The organism is Bradyrhizobium sp. 31Argb (assembly GCF_043638955.1).
Classification (GTDB): domain Bacteria; phylum Pseudomonadota; class Alphaproteobacteria; order Rhizobiales; family Xanthobacteraceae; genus Bradyrhizobium.
This window is the reverse complement of the sequence record NZ_JBEGDB010000049.1, coordinates 21,260-40,136: the sequence shown is the minus strand read 5'-3', so window position 1 is coordinate 40,136 and position 18,877 is coordinate 21,260. Positions and strand designations below refer to the sequence as shown.

Sequence of the window (18,877 nt, the reverse complement as noted above, 5' to 3'; positions counted from 1 at the left end):
CTTACCAGCCGCCAGCCGAGTTCGAAGCAAATTTACCAGGTTGCGGGGCTGCTGCGCAGCAGCCCCGCAACCTGGCCGTAACCCATCAACCCGCCCTGCCGCCTCAAGCGGCGGGCTCCTGTCCCTGATTATCGTGTCTCACGATAAGGGTGCACTTCACTGGACATTGATGCGCCTGTCCCGGGTTACGCGTTCCGCTCCACCCGGGCTACGAACTACTTGCCGTTACTGCCCGTGAGTGGTCAGCGTCTGTTGGCACGCCTTGGTGAGGCGGCCACGGTGCTCCTTCAGGCAGGCCAGCACAGCATCATCGCCCTTGTCGAGATACGGCCGGCAGAACCGCGACGCGTCGCGTGTACAGGCCTCCCGCCCCTGCTGCTGCGCCGAGGCCGCGGATGCCGCCAGAAGCAGCGGAATCACGAACAGCAATCTGGTCATTTCTCAAGCCTTCGTATTGGCAATAGGCGAGACAACGGCGTTCTATATTGTTGCCTCACGCTGAAGAAGGTTCAAACAACCGCACCCGCGGCCCAGTTCCGGCCAAACGTCGCGGCGAACGGATGTGATGATCATCACGCAGAACAAAGGCCGAATTTTCTTCGCCAAAGCGGGGCGCGTTGGGATCGCGTTAAGACCTCGTTGGCACTAATGGATCGTTACGAGCGAGCCCCGAGTTTCCCAAGAGAGTAGCGATGCGTAATCCGATAGGCCTGATGCTGGCCGTTGTTGTTGCGGCGGTCGTGATCGCCGGAGTGTGGTTCTGGACTGCTGCGCCGCGGGCCGATGCGGCCCCGCCGCAAACCGTCGCCGCCCGGCCGGCGGATTCGCTGCCGCCAGCCGCCGCGAAATCGGCCGCCAGGGACGACGTCGAGACCACCGCCACGGTGTCCAAACAGGCGGCTGCCGCCCCGGCGCCTGCTCCCGCACCGGCACCCGCGCCGATGCAGGCGAAATCCACCTGCGCCAATCCCGATGCGCTCGGCGTCAGCCGCACCGTCGTCATCGACACCACGGGCGGACCGGGCTTCGGCTTCCTGCAGTACAAGCAATTCGACTTCCTGACCGACAAGGAGGTCGTGCTGACCTTCGACGACGGCCCGTGGCCGACCACGCCGGCGGTTCTGAAGGCGCTCGCGGACGAATGCACCAAGGGACTGTTCTTCCCGATCGGCCTGCACACCACCTATCATCCGGAGATCCTGAAGCAGGTCGCCGCCGCCGGCCACACGGTCGGCGCGCATACTTGGTCGCATGCGCATCTCGACAGCAAGAAGCTGACGGAGCAGCAGGCCAAGGACGAGATCGAAAAGGGATTCAGCGCCGTGAAGATGGCGCTCGGCACCGCGCCCTCGCCGTTCTTCCGCTTCCCGGCGCTCGCCCACACCCAAGCGACAATCGCGCATCTGGCCAGCCGGAATATCGCGATGTTCTCCGTCGACGTCGATTCCCTGGACTTCAAGTCCAGCTCGGCTGACCAGGTGATCCAGACCGTCATGACCAAGCTGGATAAGCAGGGCAAGGGCATCATCCTGATGCACGACCTGCAAAAGCACACCGCGCAAGCCCTGCCGACGCTGCTGCGTCGCCTGAAGGCCGGCGGCTACAAGGTGGTCCAGATGAAGGCGAAGGAGCCGCTGGAAACCCTGCCCGAATACGATGCCCTCATGGTCAAGGACATGAAGGTCCCCGCCGTGAGCGCGCGTCCGCTCTCCAGCGTGGTGCAGACCGTTTCGCAGCAGTAGCTGGTCGAATAGCGTCCTATCCGCGTTCGTCGTCATGGCCGGGCTCGTCCCGGCCATCCACGTTTTTACGGGCGGCGGGTCATATGGAAGGGATCACGAAATGCGCGCAGCGGACGCTCACCGCTGAGTTCGTCGCGGGAATGCTGAGCGATGGTGCGCAAGAGGGCATCGCACTTATGTCGCATCCAGTTGATGCTACAAGCGATTTTCTGCGCGATTTTTGAAATGGACCACGAAAAGCACCACAGAGTTGCGGGGCTACTCGTTCTGCATTGCCGATCATCGACCGTTAGCGAGCCCAAGCGCGGGACCGCCGGCGAGCTCTACGCGTTGAATCAGAACATGCGCGTGGCCGGCTTCCCATTCGCTGTTGTTGCCGACCTGCTCGTGGCATGAACGACAGGCTGGTCGCGCCGGTGACTCTATCGATCGATCCGTCAACCGTGACCGGCTTCAGCTTAGTGCCAGCATAGGTCAGCACCTGCTGGCCGTGGAACAGCACCGTGGTGCTATCGGCCTGATCGATCGAAATCCGGTAGCCGTTGAAGGTGACGGATCGGTCCGTGAAGTTCACAATCATTCCGACATTTGAGACTGGGTCCGGTTTGATGTCCGGTGACTGTGCCAACAACTTGGATGTGCCGCCGCAGGACAGCGTGATCGTGGTCGGCTGTTGAGCCTGGACTGAAAAAGCGGCCCGCCGGCAAGGCAGACCGCGGCGATGATCGCTAAACGCATGTTTTGACCCCCTGCAACCCGTGGCACCATACAGTCAGGCCGGCGAAACTGGCAATCTGCGGCCAGGAGGGCCGACATGGAGGAGAGGCAATGCGCCGGCAACTAATGTTGCGGTCGGAGATGCTGCGGTTGATCGAGACGAGCCGCGGCCGACCGCGCTGGGTCATCACCTGGCTGAAGTGGCGCCGGCGCGCCGAGCAGCGTGGAGCGAGCGCTTCGCGCTGACTCTTCTCTGCCTTATACAAATGCTGACCACCCACGAGGCAGAGGCAGCATCAGCGGAGGACACCCGGTCGGAGGCTCGTGACGAGATTCACCGGATCCCACCACATGTGGAGAACCAGTTCGTCACTAAGCGGGAACGAGTACGGAAGCGGTGGCCTATTAGTGTAACGACCCCAACTTGCCTTCAGCTGCTGCGGTCGCCAATCATTTCGGGAAGCTTTCAACTGCCTATCAGTTTGTAGGTATCGTCCGATTGGAAGGGAAGCTAATTCGGTTTGGCCTTCCGCGCACTTAGAAGTCGTCTGCAGTCGGCCCTCAGCCAAAGACAGCGGCGCGCAGCCGCTGCTAACGAGCGCGTCCGACGAGCCCAGTGTAGACCAGCGCGGCGGTGGAGACGCCCCAACGCCGCTTGGCGGTAACAACGTCGTCCAGGCGAGCAACGAATTGAGGGGCCGTTTGGTATAGGGAGGATTCATGGAGCGCACGACATTCGCAGTCGCCCTCGCTTTGGCTTTTCTCACTGCCTTGCCCGCCTCGTTCGCACAGGCGCAGGTGGGAGCCTTCGTCGCTGCGCAGGGCTCCGACAGTAATCCCTGCACCTTTGCTCTGCCCTGCCGCAGCTTCCAGAAGGCACACGACACGGTGGCAGCAAACGGCGAGATCGACGTGCTCGACTCCGCGGATTACGGCGTGTTGAACATCACCAAGGCCGTCAACATCCAGGGCCACGGGTTTTCCATCATGGCCCAGGCTAACGGTTGGACAAATGCCATTATGATCAACGCGGGCCCGAACGATAAAGTCAGCCTGCACGGGCTCTTGATCGACGGCGGCGGCGTCGGTAACAACGGCATCACGTTCCGTTCCGGCGCATCATTGGACATCCAAGAGTGCCTGATCCGCAATTTCATTCAGACTGGGTTATCGTTCGAACCAAATGCGGCCGGTTCGTTAAGCGTCTCCGATACCCGCATCGCGGCCAATAGCTTCGGCATTTCCGTCGGCGTAAATACGAAACAGGCCACGACGAGTGTATTCAATCGCGTCGTTGTCGTTGGCAACCTCGTCGCTGGACTGCAGATCTCGGGAGGGCTGGCACCTACCAATTTGACGGTCAGCGATAGCATCTTCTCGAACAATGGCACCTACGGCGTGGATCTTGAGCGTGGCAGCGGTGGCGCTCCAGACGTGGTCACGCTGCGGAACGTGGTTGTGTCCTATCATGAGTTCGGAATAGCGGCGAAGGTGGATAGCCTCATCCGAATTACGAAGTCGACGATCACCGGCAACGGCATCGGTCTTTATCCCAAATCTGGCGGACAGATTGTCAGCTTCGGCGACAATAGTCTCGCTGGCAACACGACCGACGGTGTGCCGACCAGCACAATTTTGCTGAAATAGCGGAGCCCGCCGCCGATCCGGGCGAGCATCGCGGGGCCGCCGCGCTCGATCACCAGCATCAGCGCTTCCATCGCGGCTTGCCCTTTCGACGCGTCGTGCTCAGTCTCTTGCGTGCCTCGATGCGGTCTGGCGTCCTTTCAAGACCACGTTACTTCAAGGCGGGTGTGGCGAGCCTTTCGCCTTTAATGACCTTCGTGGAGAAATGGCTGCGGAGGCTTCGCCTTCAGGCTGACATGCTCGGCGCGCCATTCTTTGAAAGACAATGCATCGCGGAACGACAGGGCTCGATCCGCCATTACTTCGCAGGAGCGAAGCTCTATGTTGTTCCAAGCCCATCCCTGACGGCACTTGCCCGCAAAAAGCTGTTCGATAGCCAAACGGGCTTCGTCTGCCTTCGCTTTCGCCTCATTGGGATCGTTGTCCGTATCGTAGAGCAAGATCACGACAAGGTCATAGGCATCGACTTCATCGGTCCGCTCCACCTCCCTCCCTTCGTCAACATCAAAGAAAATCGCACGAAGATAGCGGCCGTATTTGGTCGTGAGTGCCCTCAAACCATCTTCGACGCCGGTTGCTCTAAGGCGTCTGTTGAACTCGTTCGCAAACGCGGATCGCTGATATCGTGCGACTAGCCATCGTTGAAGCACGACAAGCTCTTCGTAAGTCAAAGCGGTTTCGGTGTCAGGCTCATGGTTTGCCAGCACTGCTTTTGAAATGGAGATTTTTGCGGTGGCGGCTATTTCAACCAGGCTCGATCGAGAACCAGAAGAGCAGTGGAGATGAAGCTTGCGAACATTTTTCGCGAAAGTGTAGTTTCCGTCTGACTTGGTGAGTCTTTGTCCGACGACTATTTCGACCATCGGCTCGGTGTCGGCGGAATGAGCCAAATCACAGTCATGAGAGATTACGATCGCTATCGCAGTAGTCGCATCGTGATCGTTCACTAGATTTGCCTCAAGCAGAGCCTGGCGAGGCAAAAAATGGCCTTGACGCCACTTGGTGTCGTTATCCCAAATGGCCATGGCCGGCGTCTAACTTTCCTCGTCGAGCATTGGAACGCCGAGAGTATGGTTTCCCAATTTGCGCTCGACCCTGCCGGCGAGTCGTTTTTCCACTCGAGCCCGCTGCTCGTTCTCGCTTCGAAGCATCGATATCAGATTTAGCGCAGCGACCTCGGCGTCGCCCCCCTCTTTGATCAGCTCGACAAAGGTCTTTCCCCCAGCGAGCTTTCTTCGCAGCGCGAGGACCGGGTTCGGCACCTCCGCAGCAATGCTGTCAGCAGCGCGAGCTAAACTTGAAAGCTTGCTGGCATTCTCCACCGCGGCCGCTTTACCGGACTGCCAATCGTAAATGGCTTGCCGAGACACGCCGAACAAGCCCGCAAGATCGGTGATGCTAAGCTTCAAAACCTCTCGCACGCGCGAGATCTCTTGGCTTGGAGTGCGCTCGGGAGCGGTGTTTTGATCCGGAGCGTCGTAGCGAGCAAAGGCATAACCTTTTTCGCCCTTCGCTCTGTAGTATTCACCGGTCGCAAGCCCGCCCGTACCCACCTGCAGCGCGATTGTTGCCGCCGCAAAGACGGAAGCTGAGAACCAATGGGCCGTTGGCATGGTTGGCAATGTCATCGCGCTACTTCCATTTTTTCAGAGCGTGATCAGTTACGGTCAATTTGAAAATGTTTCCGATTTCGTCGTGAAGTAAGAAAAGCTCGGATTTGACCCTGGCTGGGTCGTACTTCGCACGCGCTTCAATGAAGCCGTCGTTGTCAAGAGTAGCATGCAGGGCGTCGAGACCCTGAAATCGCTCGGGCAAATTGAGCAGAAGAGGTTGGAGGTCCGCAGGTATTCCCACTGGACCCGGTTGTACAATCACCCGAGAGACAAGAGTTACATTTTTAGTCCTGGTCACTGTTTCGAAGAACGAATGGGTAAGATCGCCTTCCAAAGCCCCCACTAATCCCATCACGCCCGGGTTCAGGTACTCGGCAAGTCGATCCCCGTGCTCCGGGTAAACGGCGTCAAGATATCGAACGCCGATTCGATCCGTGTAGCTTAGCCCACCGACAATCTGATCTACGATCGAAAGTGCTTCGAGCAGTCGCTCGGAAAATGTTTCAAACACGTCATATTCGGTGGCCATATATGTGAGCCCGTCCTGAAGCAGAACAAAGCAAAGCGTCCGTTCAATATTTGAGAATACGTACTGCACGAGGGGGACGGCCGGCACTCCTTGACCGCCCTCAGTCGCCCCGGTGACATTGAGGCTGAAAATCTGTGCGTGAACCTTCCTGAAATCGGGATAGCCTAGTTTCCGGAACAGCTCTTGGATTGCGGGGGCGTAGCCGTCCAAAGCCAGGAGGCGATTGAAGCGTACCTGTGCCAAGCCGAGATAGACCGGCGCGCGGCTCATTTTTTCGCTCATAGGTCCCTCCACTTGACAAGTCACTTGACACTTTACAGTGTGCTTTACAAGTGGAAAAGGTCTTAAGCCGATCGTTAAATTTGAGCTGGGTCAATTTGACGGCCGGACTCGCTCGGAATCATAGCAGCCGACGGTAGGTCGCAGGCGAGCGGGGCCTATGGGAATCGGGCAAATGGGGGCGAGCGCAGGGGCTACGGATGCGCGTTCGCATCGTCCGAACACCCCGACGGCCGGCCGCCAGATCTCATGCAGTCCCGGTACTGCCAAGGCTCGACGAAACTGCCGGCCCAGATTCCACGGCCAGCCTTCCGAGCTCCACGTTGAGCGTCCTCATATTTGCCCTTCGAGTACCGCGGCCGATCGAGTGCATGGCCGTTGGCAACTATCAGTCGACACTGCTCAAGGCCATCGAACCAAGTCTCCCGAGCAAATCCAGCAAATCATCTCGAATGCTGTAGCCAAGATCGACCTCTCGCCGATCGGACTGCCCGCAAGGCCGCCGAAGCGACGACTGATATCTCTTTCGCCCTTCAACCTTTGCCCCCGTCGCGCCTTTCGAGTCATCCCAATTAATTGTGGGACACCGGCTGGGACAGTGAGACTGTTTAGTCAGCGCGCCTCGCTAATTCGCGCGACGCCTTCTCCGGGTCTATCACCCTGGGTTCGCGCTAAGCCGGCTCGGGCTCCATCACCCCGGAGCCGGCACTCATCTCGCTCCGATACCATTGGCTGGATTCTCAGCTCCGACCTGGGACAGGCGCTCATTGAGCTTGCCGAGGTCGAGCGGGCCGCGCCTCTGCATGAGACAAATGGACAAATACAGCCGAAGCCCAAGCGTCCTCCGCGGGGTTTTTGCGCCATTTAGCAGGTTCAAGCCTGATCTTGCGCTTCTAGTAAAATCCGCCAGCGCGCCGGTTTTGGGATAGCTTGGTGAGTCATGGGACGGAACCGATTCAACAATGGGACATGCGAGGATGAAACGAGGTCCTGCCTATGTTCCGGACGAGAGCGCCCGCGATCCCGACGCCCGCTCCAAGAGGGCTTGGTCGGAGGTGCCCGAGGCAATCCGAAAGGACGTTGAGCAGCATGTGGCGGCTCACTTGCCGGGCGACGTCTTGGAGAAGCTGCGCGATTTGCACGGGCGTGGACTTCCCATCAGCGGGGACCCGGCGTTCTTTCATTTCGGTGGCGGCCTGACCGTCCGGAATCTCTGCCGAGAGCGGCTGGCCGAGGACGCGCTGGCAACCTATGGCGGCTTCGGTGCCGACTGGGATAGCTGTTACGTGGGGGTGCTGGCAACCATCGCTGCGGTACGGCAGTAGTTTAGGGAGCTTTGCCGCCGAACAATCCGGTCACCGGCAGCGGCTTCTGGCCCCTGCTCGGCTGCAAGGGTGCCTCGGCCCGGTTGGCAAGCTGCTCCCGCAGGCTCGGTGGCTTGTAGAATCCCAGCAAGCCTTGGCCAGCGTCATCGACGCGTGTTGTCGATCGTGGCAGGGTGCGCCGCTCGCATCCGGGGATGATCATCTGAAGGCCGGCCGAGGTTCGTTCGATGTCGGACATTTCTGGCCTCCGAAATCCGCGCCATAAGATCGCACACGCGCGTCTTTCCAAGATAGTCCCATTCGTCCCGATGTCCCCACCTAAATCGGCAAGCCTTCAAGACGGTCGCATGGAGCAGCACTCATGGAACGATGAGAGAAGATCCCCTTGAAATCGCTCCAGTTTGAAGCGACTGTGCCGGCTCGGGGGGCTGATGATATCGTTTGATCAGATCAAGCCAGGTTCACGGGTGCGGGGCTTAGACGCCTCCGGCGTCGCAGAAATCGTTCAGGTGGCGCGGTTCGGCCCCGACGCGATCAATGTTGTATTTCGGGCAAATGGTCGAGTCGGGGAACGTCTCCTCTATAGAGGCGAGGAAACTGGACTCGAATTGGTCGAGCCGGGCCGAACCTACAGCTTCGACGCGGACGGTGGACTTCTGCGTCTGGCGTCCGAAGCCTACCGCATCCGTCTCGCCCACCTATTCGACCCTTATCTAGCGGTCACCGCCTCGCAGATTGAAGCCCTGCCGCACCAGATCACGGCCGTCTACGGCGAAATGCTTCCGCGGCAGCCCTTGCGTTTTCTGCTGGCCGACGACCCGGGCGCGGGCAAGACGGTCATGGCGGGGTTGCTGATAAAGGAACTGCTTATACGTGGCGATCTGGAACGGTGTCTGATCGTCGCGCCCGGCGGGCTAGTGGAACAGTGGCAAGACGAACTGGCCGAAAAATTCTCGCTGCCGTTCGAGATCCTTACCCGTGACCAGATTGAAGCGTCGCTCACGGGCAATCCTTTCATCGACCGACCGCGCCTGATCGTGCGGCTCGATATGGCCTCTCGCTCCGACGACCTGCGCGCCAAGCTGGAAGCCGCGCCCGAGTACGACCTGATCATCTGCGACGAAGCCCACCGCATGGCGGCCTCGTACTTTGGTGGCGAGGTCAAGGAGACCAAGCGGTACAAGCTCGGCAAGCTGCTCGGCGAGCGGACGCGCAACCTGCTTCTCATGTCGGCGACGCCGCACAATGGCAAAGAGGCCGACTTCCAATTGTTCATGGGCCTTCTCGATGCGGACCGGTTCGAGGGGCGCTTCCGCGAGGGCGTCCACAAGGCGAACGTTTCGGACATGTTGCGCCGCCTGACGAAAGAGGAGCTATACCGGTTCGACGGGACCCCGCTTTTCCCCGAGCGCCGTGCTCAGACCGCCAGCTACGAGTTGTCGCCGGACGAGGCGGCACTCTATCAGGGTGTGACAACATACGTGCGCGAGGAGATGAACCGCGCTGATCGTGGCGGTGACGGCAAGCGCCAAGCGAATGTCGGCTTCGCCCTGCAAGTCCTGCAGCGGCGTCTCGCCTCGTCTCCCGCTGCGATTTACAAGTCGCTTGAGCGCCGCCGCAAGCGACTCGAAGAACGCCTGCGCGAGGAGCTGATGATGCGCCAAGGCGGCTCGGCTCAGCTCAGCGGCGCTCGCGACATCAAAGCCTATGACCCCGACGATCTAGAGGAGGCACCTGGCGACGAGGCGGAGGAAGTCGAAGAGCAAATCCTCGACCAAGCCACTGCGGCGCGGACCATCGATGAACTCAAGACCGAAATCGAACATCTGAAGCAGCTCGAACAGCAGGCGTTTCGGCTGAAGCAGTCTGGCCAGGACACGAAATGGCGCGAGCTGATGTCGATCCTGGACGACCCAGTTATCCGAGACCCCGCTACCGGCCTGCGCCGCAAGATCATCATCTTCACCGAGCCCAGGGACACGCTGGAATACCTGCAGCAAAAGATCGGCGGAGTGGCCGGGGCGGAGAGCGTCGTCGTGATCCACGGCGGCGTGGCGCGTGAGGCGCGCAGGGCCGCGATCGCTGCTTTCAACAGCGATCCGCAAGTCCGGGTCATGATCGCGAACGATGCGGCGGGCGAAGGCGTGAACCTGCAACGCGGCGCGCATCTGATGGTCAACTATGACCTGCCCTGGAATCCGAACCGGCTGGAGCAGCGGTTCGGGCGCATCCACCGCATCGGCCAGACGGAGGTCTGCCACCTGTGGAATCTCTGCGCCACCAACACGCGTGAGGGCGAGGTCTATCGCCGCTTACTGGAAAAACTGGAGGAGGCACGCAAGGCGCTCGGCGGCAAGGTCTACGATGTGCTCGGCGAGTTATTCGAGGGGCAAGCCCTGCGCGATCTCCTCGTAGAGGCAATCCGGTACGCAGACCGCTCGGAGAAGAAGGCGGAGCTGTTCCGGAAGGTCGATGGCGCAGTCGATGTGGAATCGATCGAGAAGCTCGTCGCGGAACGCAAGCTCACCTCGGAAGGCATGGACCCGCACTCAGTCTCGGTGATCCGCGAGCAGATGGAGCGCGCGCAGGCGCGCCGCCTGCAGCCGCACTTCATTGGATCCTTTTTCCGCGAGGCGTTCTCGCTGCTTGGGGGGCGTACCTCCGAACGTGAGTCGGGCCGCTTCGAGATTACGCGCGTGCCAGGCGTCTTGAAGGAGCGCGACCGCCTGATCGGACGGGGCGACCCGGTCCTCGACCGCTATGCGCGCGTGACCTTCGAGAAGACCCTTATCAACGGCCAGCCTCAGGCTGAGCTCCTCGCGCCGGGGCATCCGCTGCTCGACGCCGTGGTGGATGTCGTTCTGCAGCGGTTCCAGCCACTGCTCGGCCAGGGCGGCGTTCTCGTGGACGAAGCGGACGAAGGACTTGACCCCCGGCTGCTTGTCTACCTTGAACACGCGATCCGAGACGGACGACCGTCCAAGTCCGGCGAGCCGCGCGCGATCTCCCAGCGCCTGCAGTTCATCTTCCTGAAACAGGATGGATCCGCGTTTGACGGCGGCCCTGCGCCCTATCTCGACTTCCGTCCGGCGAAGCAGGAGGAAGTCGCGGTCCTGCGCGAGCTGCTGAACGCCGATTGGCTTGCGGGGCACGTCGAGCAGCGCGCCATCGGCTACGCGATCGCGAACCTCGTTCCGCGGCACCTCGCCGAGGTGAAGGAGCGTCGACTCGTAGAAATCGACAAGGTCGAGCGAGAGGTTCGCGACCGGCTGAATCGCGAGATCACTTGGTGGGACACCCGAGCGGCACGACTTCGCGAGGAGGACCGCGCGGGCAAGGAGCAGCGCATCAATGCCCAGAACGCCGAGGCGACCGCCCAACGTCTCGTGGAGCGCCTGCATAGACGCCAGGGAGAGCTTGATCGCGAACGCCAAATCAGCGCCATGCCGCCCGTTCTGAAGGGCGCCGCGCTAGTCCTCCCGAAAGGGTTGTTACGCAAGATTGCCGGAGAGACTCCGACAGCCGGACCAACCGGCTTCTCAGACGACCCGATCGCACGCGCCGAGATCGAGAAAGCGGCCATGGACGCGGTCATGGCGGCCGAGCGGGCTTTGGGCAATGCCCCGCGCGACGTCTCCTCCGAGAACAAAGGCTATGATATCGAAAGCCGGGATGGCAGGTCGGGCAAGCTCCGGTTCATCGAGGTCAAGGGTCGCCATCGCGACGGGCGCGAAATCATCATCACCAAGAACGAGCTGCTGGCTGCGCTCAATGCACCGGACGCATTCTATCTGGCGCTGGTCCGGGTGGATGACGGCTACGCGCTGGAGCCGCTCTACGTACAGAACTTCTTCGATCGCGAACTCGGATTCGCTGAGACGGCTGTCGTCTTCAGCTTCGAGCAGCTTGCATCGCTGGCGCGCAAGTAATCGCACCGCAGGGCAGAGACGACGATGAAGGCGACAATCATCCGCGAACCCTGGATCGGCGAGATCCTCGCTGGCCGAAAGACCTGGGAGATGCGGTCGAGGCCGGTGCAGACGCGTGGATTGATCGGACTGATCCGCAAGGGCAGCGGGCAAGTCGTGGCCACGGCTAGTCTTGTCGACTCGCCCGGTCCGCTCGACGCAGAAACATACGCGGAGACCGTGCATCTGCATGGTGTGCCGCTGGATCAGCAGGATTCCGTCATAGCGCAGGGCTGGGTGTACCCTTGGATTCTGGAGAACGTTCAGCCATTGAAGCCTCCGGTCCGGTATGCACACAAGGGCGGTGTAAGTTGGGTGACGCTGGACGATCAGGTTGCAGCGATGATCATGGGCAGGATCGGCGGACACGCCTCCTCTGAAGCAAAGTTTGATTCCTCTACCCCAACGGCCTCCACCGCTGGGCAAATAGCCGTACTCGCAGCACCCCATGCTCCAAGTTCGGTCCCGCCAGTCGTCGGCATACCGGCGGGGATGAGCCGCCGAGTCGAGCTCACCAGCGGCAACCTCAGGCACGGTCATGTCTACCTGAGATCAATCATCGATTTCTTCCCGTCGGACGCGATCGGCGGCAGCAACAAGTCCGGCATCGCTGCAAAGAACCTGCGGGTCACCTTCGATCCGGGCGGGACAATCGAGACGGACATCGCGGGGGATAAGGGTATCCTGCGGGCCAGGGGTGAAACGTTGCGGCGCTTTTTCGAAGACTCGGGCGCTTCACCGGGCGATACAGTCGAGATCATCCGCACGGGACCCTACGCCTACACCTTCACACTGCTGCCCAGCCGAGGCCCATGACCACACCCATTCGCAAAAAGCTCATAGAGGTCTCAATCCCGCTCGAGGCCATCAACACAGCCTCGGCCCGCGAGAAGTCGATTCGGCACGGGCATCCCTCCACTCTTCACCTGTGGTGGGCGCGCCGGCCTCTGGCGGCGTGCCGGGCGGTGCTGTTCGCGCAGCTCGTCGACGATCCCTCAGCATGGCCTGACCGATATCCGACCGCGGAGGCGCAGGATGTCGAGCGTCGGCGGCTGCACAAGGTCATCGAGGACATCGTGCCGTGGGAGGCGTCAAATGACGAGGCGAAGCTCAACGCTGCGCGGTGGGAGATCGCGCGGACGGTCGCGTGGGACCTTGGCGAGGAGCCGCCGCTGAAGACGAGCGGCAAAGCGATCCTCGACTATCTCCAGACCAAGGCGCCGCCGGTCTATGATCCGTTCTCGGGCGGGGGCTCGATCCCACTGGAGGCGCAGCGGCTCGGCTTGCGCGCTTACGGGTCGGACCTCAATCCGGTTGCGGTGCTGATCGGCAAGGCACTGGTGGAAATTCCGCCGAAGTTTGCGGGTCTGCCACCTGTCAATCCGAAGGCGCGAACGGAGGCCAAGCACGGGCAGTTACGGAACTGGAAGGGCGCGCAGGGGCTCGCGGAAGATGTGCGCTACTACGGCCAGTGGATGCGTGACGAGGCTGAGAAGCGCATTGGCCATCTCTATCCAACAGCGAAGCTGACGGACGGCTCCGAGGCGACAGTCATCGCCTGGCTCTGGGCGCGCACCGTGCGCTCGCCCGACCCTAGCGCAAAGGGTGCGATGGTGCCGCTCGTCTCCTCCTTCATGCTCTCCGCCAAGGAAGGCAAAAAGGCGTGGGTCGAGCCGGTGATTGACGCGAAAGCGCAGGACGGCTGGCGCTTCGAGGTGAAGACAGGGAAGCTGACGAAGGCCGAAGAGGAACGCCTCAAGAAAGGCACGAAAACGGGACGAGGATCGAACTTCTCGTGCGTGCTCACCGGGACTGCTATCGACGGAGATCACGTCAAGCAGGAAGGGCTTGAGGGAAGGATAGGCGCGCGGCTAATGGCAATCGTCGCGGAGGGCCGGCCGTCACGAGTCTATCTCACGCCGACGAGTGTCCACGAGCAAATCGCGTCGAAGGCACATCCAGAATGGCAGCCAGATGGCGAGCTTCCACACGATCCGCGCAATTTCTGGACCGTTCAGTATGGGCTCACGACCTTCGCGTCCCTCTTCACCTCGCGTCAACTCGTCGCGCTGACCACCTTCTCCGACCTCGTGTCGGAGGGGCGGGAGCGTGCGTTGGCCGACGGACGTACGACTGGCTTGGCAGATGACAGCAAAGCATTGCACGAAGGCGGTTGTGGCGCGATGGCTTATGCGGATGCTGTAGCGACATATTTGGGTTTGCTCAGCAGCAAGATGTCTATGTTTGTGACCACGCAATCACGCTGGCGGTCCGGGGAGGCGAAAACCGCACCTGGATTTGGTCGACAGGCCCTGCCGATGATTTGGGATTTTGCAGAAATCAACCCGTTTGCGGGTGCAGGTGGTGACTGGACGGAGGTTGTTAAGGGAGGCATGCGGGCCGTTGAGGAGCATTGCGGCAAGAGTTCGGTTGGTCAGATTGTCCTGAAAGATGCAAGAGGCTTGTCGGAGACAAAAGTCGCGATCTGTACTGATCCACCCTATTACGACAACATTGGATACGCGGATCTGTCTGACTATTTTTACCTGTGGTTGAGACGATCGAGTAGCCCTGTCTGGCCTGAGCTTTTTCGACGCCTGCTGACACCTAAGGAAGAAGAGCTTGTAGCCAACCCGTATCGGCATGGGGGAAACGATGCGGCCGAAGACTTTTTTATGAACGGGATGTCGGAAGCGCTACGCAAAGCAGCGGATGCTTCACGCCTTACAGAGCCCGTAGTCAATTATTATGCGTTTAAGCAAACCGAAGCGGCGCACGACGGTGTGACTTCAGCGGGATGGGCTTCCTTCCTGCAGGCCGTGGTCGACGCCGGCCTCATCGTGGATGGAACATGGCCAATCCGCACCGAAGGTGCAACTCGACTAATCGCCAGCGAGACAAACGCTCTAGCCTCTTCAGTCGTGCTCGTCTGCCGAAGACGTGCCACGAACGCCGAAGTCGTCACCCGCGCCGAATTTACCCGCTCGCTCAAACGCGAGATGCCGGACGCGATTGACGACATCCGCAAGGCGGGCGTCGGCCCCGTCGACATGCAGCAGGCCGTTATCGGTCCGGGAATGGGCGTGTTCAGCCGCTACGCAAAGGTACTGGAAAATAACGACAGCGCCATGAGCGTGAAGACAGCGCTTTCGCTCATCAACCGTGCCTGGGAGGAGATCGAGAATGAACTCGATGCCAACTTCGACTCCGAAACGCAGGTCGCGCTAGCTTGGTTCGCCAGCTACGGTTTCGAGGTCAAATCGTCCGGCGAGCTGACAACGCTCGCCAACGCCAAGAACATCCCCGACCGCGCGCTATACGACTCCGGCGTGTTCCAGAACTTGCACGGCAAGACCGCGCTGATGAAGCGCGACGACCTGCCCGCCGACTGGTCGCCTGCAACGGACAGGACTCTGACGGTGTGGGAGTGCGTCCAGCACACCGCGCGCGTGCTCAACGCCGAGGATGGCGGCGGCGAGGCGGCAGCGCGCCTCGTCGCCCAAATGGGCGCGAAATCCGGAGAGGCCCAGAAGCTCGCCTACCGGTTGTTTGAGATCGCCACACAGAAAGGATGGAGTCAGGAGGCGCTGGTCTACAACGAGCTGGCGCAGGAATGGGCGCATCTCGAGGACCGCGTCGCCAATCTGACGACTGCTGCCCCGGCTGACGCTGCGCAGGGCGCATTCGCGTTCGGTGGGAGGAACCGCTGATGTCTGCCGAAAAGGAATTGCTGACCCGTGTCCAGAACGGCCTCTTCCATCTGCAGCGCGGCCTTACGCCCTTCGTGACCGCGCGCATGAAGGCGGTGCACGGCGACCGCTGGCTGCACTACGCCAGCCGTGCCATGGGCTCAGCGCCCAACTCCGCGCTCGACGCCTATGGCCTTGTCAAGACCATGCTCGACCGCTGGCGCGAGGTCTTCGACGAAGCCTTTCCGCGCAATGAGAAGCACCGCGTCCGCAACTTCGCCTCGACCGCGCTCGAAGCACGCAACGCGACGGCGCACCTCTCGATCCCGCTCCAGGACGACGAGGCACTGCGTTATCTCGACGCCATGCACCAGCTGCTCAAGGCTGTGAAGGCCCCCGAACATGACGTCGTGGAGGTGCGGAAGCTCTACGATGCCCAGCGCAATCACGGCGTCGCGCCCTCGCAGTCGCTGCAGGCGGCGGCCGCGAGCCCAGCAGCCCCTAAGCTCGACCTCGCACCGCCTCTTGCGCAAACTGCCTCCGGCAAGGGGCTAAAGCCATGGATCGAGGTCGCCCTGCCGCATCCTGACGTGCTCGCCAACCGATTCAAGGAGGCGGAGTTCGCCGCCGATCTCTTTGCCGTGGACGCGGGCCATGCAACCGAGGACTACGGCACGGCAGAGAGCTTCTTCCGCATCACCTTCCTCACCGAGGGACTGCGCCGTGTCCTGACGAGCAGCCTGCAGCGTCTCTCCGGCAAGGGCGGCGACCCCATCATTGGTCTCCAGACCGCCTTCGGTGGCGGCAAGACGCACACGATGCTGGCGGTGTACCACCTCGCGAAATCAGCAGAACTGGACCACCTCGAAGGAGTTGGACAGCTCTTCAAGGCGGCCGGCCTAACCGGCTGGAAGAAGCCTCAGGTGGCGGTCTTTGTGGGATCGTCCAAGGGGACCGATACGTCGCTCATCCTCCAGAACGGCCCGAAGGTGCACACACTCTGGGGCTACATCGCTTGGCGGCTCGCCGGCGAGCGCGGGCTGAAGATCGTGTCGGACGCCGAAGCAGCCCGCACGAACCCCGGCTCCGAATTGATGGTCGAGGTGCTGAAACTCGCCGGGCCGAGCGTCATTCTCCTCGACGAGCTGGTCGCCTATGCTCGTCAGCTGCCCGACGATCGTTTTGAAGCGTTCCTGTCCTTCATCCAGTCTCTGACCGAGGCAGTGAAGATCGCACCGAATGCGCTGCTTGTCGGTTCGCTGCCGGAGGCGAACACGGAGGCTGGCGGCGAAAAGGGAGTAGAGGCACTGGCTCGGCTGGAGAAGGTCTTCGGGCGCGTGCAGTCACCCTGGATGCCAGCATCGGGCGACGAGACTTATGAGATCATCCGCCGCCGCTTGTTTCAGACGCTCGATTCGGACGGCGAAAAGGCGCGGGATGAGACCGTCAAGGCGTTCCACGACCTTTACAAGAAGAACGCGCCGGAGTTTCCGCCGGAGGTGCGCGAGGCGCGCTACTACGACCTTCTGCGCATGTCCTACCCGATCCACCCGGAGCTTTTCGATAGGCTCTCGAAGGACTGGGCGAGCCTCGACAAGTTCCAGCGCACGCGGGGCGTCCTGCGCTTCATGGCCAATGTGGTTGGCGTACTCTGGCACGAGCGCGTGCCTGATCCGCTGATCATGCCCTCACGTGTACCGATTGCGAACGACCGCATCCGCGCGAGCGTCTTATACCCGTTGGACCCGGCCTTTGGCGCGATCGTCGATCGCGAGGTTGATGGCGAGGGCGCCCTGCCCGCGCAGATCGAGGCGAACCCACAGCGCCGCATCTCCCAGGCCCGAGCCGCCACACGTGCCGCGCGCGCCGTCTTCCTGTGCTCCGCGCCGCTCGTCGGGCATCCCAACGCCGGGATCGGTGCGCCCGCGCTGCGGCTTGCCTGTGCCGAGCCGGGCGACCAGCTGGCGATTTTCGCCGAGGCGCTGAACGAGCTGAAGCAGCGCGCGGCCTATCTTTACGAGGAGGCCGGACGCTTCTGGTTCTCCACGCAGCCGACGCTAAACCGCGTCGCCGATGATCGCGCCAAGGCGTACCCCGACCACGAGGTCGACGGCGCAATTGCCCGCCTGCTGCAGGAGGACGCAGCGACGAAGGGTGGCTTCCACAGAGTTTTCGCCACGCCCGACGATGCGACGAACATCGACGAGGCCGATGCGCTCTCCCTCGTGATCCTAGGCTCGTCGACGCCACATGTGGGCAAAGGTACGGCCAAGAGCGCCGCGACGGACGCGGTGACCGATGCGCTGACGCGCTGCCGGGCCTCGCAGCGCCGGCTTCGCAACACGCTGCTGTTCGTCGCGCCAGACGAGGCGCATCTCGCTACCGCACGCGAGTCCGTCCGCCGCTCGATGGCCTGGGCCTCGATCGTCGCGGACGACAAGCTCCAGCAGCAGCTGACCCAGGCGCAGACCACCGACGCGAAGGACAAGGCGAAGACGAGCCGGGAAGGTGCTCAAAAGGCGGTGCGCAACGCCTGGAGCCATGTGCTCTACCCGATCAAGAACGCCGACACCGAGGCAGGCAAGGCATTCGATTTGGAGCACCTCGCGGTTTCGGGACGAGATAAGAGCGCGATCCCGCAGGGCGTCTATGACAAGGTGCGCGCGGACGGCGTCGCGATGGACACGCTAGGAGCAGAGTCGCTGTGGCGGCACGTCAAGCCACTCTGGCCCGAGGACCGACCCCGACTGCCGATCAGCGAGATTGTCGAGTGGTTTGCCTCCTATGTCTACTTGCCGAAGCTCCGGGACCGCGTGGTGTTGGAGCAGGCGATCAAGGACGCGCTGGGCAAGCTCGATCCCATGTTCGGCTACGCCGAGAATTATGACGCGGTGAACGATGCCTACCAGGGGCTGATCTTTGCAAAGTCGCCGCCGGAGTTCTTCGGCCCCGCAGCAGTGCTCGTGGGCAAGGAGGTCGCGCTAGAGCGGTTACGGGACGCACCGCGCCCCGGGGCCGGACCCGGCACGGGAGGAGTCACCCCGGATATGCCGGCGGGATCGCCGCCGCCTGAGCTGCCGAAACCTCCTAGAGCCGGCAAGCCGCGCCGGTTCTACGGGTCGGTGGAGATCGATGCAGGCAATCGCCCGGTCAACGCTTTCGGAAGGATAGTTGAAAGCGTGATCATGGAGCTCCAGCGCACGAAAGGCACCAAGGTCAAGCTCACCCTAGAGATCGAGGCTGAAGCGCCGGACGGCTTCAACGAGAACGATGTTGGGGTCGTGCGCGACAACACAAAGCAGCTGAAGTTCACGCCGGGGTCAACCGGGTTCTCAGAGTGAGGCTCCGGTCTAAATGTTCGAGACAACCAA

At 61.6% G+C, this 18,877-nt stretch carries 14 protein-coding genes; 9 read left to right on the top strand and 5 right to left on the bottom strand.

Features of this window, described 5'->3' with window-relative positions:
- Positions 1-225: 225 nt before the first annotated feature.
- Positions 226-438 carry a hypothetical protein gene (locus AAFX91_RS12715; RefSeq protein WP_130584305.1) on the bottom strand — a complete coding sequence of 71 codons (213 nt, stop codon included), beginning with the start codon at positions 436-438 and terminating at the stop codon, positions 226-228.
- Between the two features lie 254 nt (positions 439-692).
- Between AAFX91_RS12715 and AAFX91_RS12710 the strand changes: the two genes are divergently transcribed.
- From AAFX91_RS12710 to AAFX91_RS12695, 4 genes are all read left to right on the top strand, one after another.
- Positions 693-1,742, top strand: coding sequence for a polysaccharide deacetylase family protein (locus AAFX91_RS12710; protein WP_130584306.1), 1,050 nt, complete (start codon positions 693-695; stop codon positions 1,740-1,742).
- 150 nt (positions 1,743-1,892) lie between these two features.
- Positions 1,893-2,138 (top strand): hypothetical protein, encoded by a 246-nt coding sequence (locus AAFX91_RS12705; RefSeq protein ID WP_394566697.1) that lies wholly within the window; start codon positions 1,893-1,895, stop codon positions 2,136-2,138.
- 432 nt (positions 2,139-2,570) lie between these two features.
- A complete protein-coding gene (locus AAFX91_RS12700) occupies positions 2,571-2,705 on the top strand; it encodes a hypothetical protein (RefSeq protein ID WP_394566695.1) in 135 nt (44 codons plus the stop codon).
- 474 nt (positions 2,706-3,179) lie between these two features.
- Positions 3,180-4,106 carry a right-handed parallel beta-helix repeat-containing protein gene (locus tag AAFX91_RS12695; RefSeq protein ID WP_394566693.1) on the top strand — a complete coding sequence of 309 codons (927 nt, stop codon included), beginning with the start codon at positions 3,180-3,182 and terminating at the stop codon, positions 4,104-4,106.
- 182 nt (positions 4,107-4,288) lie between these two features.
- On the opposite strand, the gene AAFX91_RS12690 is transcribed toward AAFX91_RS12695, so the two are convergent.
- Genes AAFX91_RS12690 through AAFX91_RS12680 form a run of 3 tightly spaced genes read right to left on the bottom strand, consistent with a single transcriptional unit; the run spans position 4,289 to position 6,527 of the window.
- Positions 4,289-5,128, bottom strand: a complete 840-nt coding sequence (locus AAFX91_RS12690) for a hypothetical protein (protein ID WP_394566691.1) — start codon at positions 5,126-5,128, stop codon at positions 4,289-4,291.
- 9 nt (positions 5,129-5,137) lie between these two features.
- The gene (locus AAFX91_RS12685) at positions 5,138-5,731 is read right to left on the bottom strand and encodes a hypothetical protein (RefSeq protein WP_394566690.1); all 594 of its coding nucleotides are present in this window, start codon (positions 5,729-5,731) and stop codon (positions 5,138-5,140) included.
- Between the two features lie 4 nt (positions 5,732-5,735).
- Positions 5,736-6,527: a TIGR04255 family protein gene (locus AAFX91_RS12680; protein WP_394566689.1), complete on the bottom strand. Its 792-nt coding sequence runs from the start codon at positions 6,525-6,527 to the stop codon at positions 5,736-5,738.
- A 974-nt stretch (positions 6,528-7,501) separates the two neighbouring features.
- Between AAFX91_RS12680 and AAFX91_RS12675 the strand changes: the two genes are divergently transcribed.
- Positions 7,502-7,849: a hypothetical protein gene (locus tag AAFX91_RS12675; RefSeq protein WP_394566688.1), complete on the top strand. Its 348-nt coding sequence runs from the start codon at positions 7,502-7,504 to the stop codon at positions 7,847-7,849.
- A 1-nt stretch (position 7,850) separates the two neighbouring features.
- Here AAFX91_RS12675 and AAFX91_RS12670 read toward each other — a convergent pair whose 3' ends face one another.
- Positions 7,851-8,087, bottom strand: coding sequence for a hypothetical protein (locus AAFX91_RS12670; RefSeq protein ID WP_394566687.1), 237 nt, complete (start codon positions 8,085-8,087; stop codon positions 7,851-7,853).
- A gap of 193 nt (positions 8,088-8,280) precedes the next feature.
- On the opposite strand from AAFX91_RS12670, the gene AAFX91_RS12665 reads away from it, so the two are divergent.
- The 4 genes from AAFX91_RS12665 to AAFX91_RS12650 are packed head-to-tail and all read left to right on the top strand — an operon-like array spanning position 8,281 to position 18,847.
- A complete protein-coding gene (locus tag AAFX91_RS12665; RefSeq protein ID WP_394566686.1) occupies positions 8,281-11,778 on the top strand; it encodes a protein NO VEIN domain-containing protein in 3,498 nt (1,165 codons plus the stop codon).
- Between the two features lie 24 nt (positions 11,779-11,802).
- Entirely contained in the window at positions 11,803-12,633 is an 831-nt protein-coding gene (locus tag AAFX91_RS12660) for a hypothetical protein (protein WP_394566685.1), read from the top strand.
- Positions 12,630-15,527 (top strand): DUF1156 domain-containing protein, encoded by a 2,898-nt coding sequence (locus AAFX91_RS12655; RefSeq protein ID WP_394566684.1) that lies wholly within the window; start codon positions 12,630-12,632, stop codon positions 15,525-15,527. The genes AAFX91_RS12660 and AAFX91_RS12655 overlap by 4 nt, the downstream gene beginning before the upstream one ends.
- On the top strand, positions 15,527-18,847 hold the full coding sequence (locus AAFX91_RS12650; RefSeq protein ID WP_394566683.1) for a DUF499 domain-containing protein: 3,321 nt from the start codon (positions 15,527-15,529) through the stop codon (positions 18,845-18,847). Before AAFX91_RS12655 ends, AAFX91_RS12650 begins: the two co-directional genes overlap by 1 nt.
- Positions 18,848-18,877: the final 30 nt, after the last annotated feature.